Origin of the sequence: Streptococcus sp. 3613, assembly GCF_013277375.1 — a bacterium.
Lineage (GTDB): Bacteria > Bacillota > Bacilli > Lactobacillales > Streptococcaceae > Streptococcus > Streptococcus pseudopneumoniae.
Window position 1 is genome coordinate 1,927 of record NZ_VMMV01000076.1, and the last position, 243, is coordinate 2,169.

1 pseudogene is annotated in these 243 nt (G+C 45.3%); it reads right to left on the reverse strand.

What is annotated here, in order from left to right:
- Nucleotides 1-243, reverse strand: a pseudogene (locus HT708_RS11955) (hypothetical protein); the annotation flags it as partial.

Genomic DNA, 243 nt, shown 5'->3' on the forward strand with positions numbered 1-243 from the left:
GGCTTGAAATATCCCTAAATGTCCCGTCGGCAGATTGACGATAGCTAGCTATTTGGCTAGTTATTTCTCTATTCGCACTCGTTTTAACTCCTTCAATTCTCCGATGAATCCCCTCCACGTCTTCTTGATAGCTTGATTTCCCTACATAATCTCTGGATATCTGCTCACGAACTGCTCTTGCTTGTCTCGCGCTCTCCTCACGAGTATAGCGCTGTAAGCTTTCCTGTCTTTGACCATCTTGAG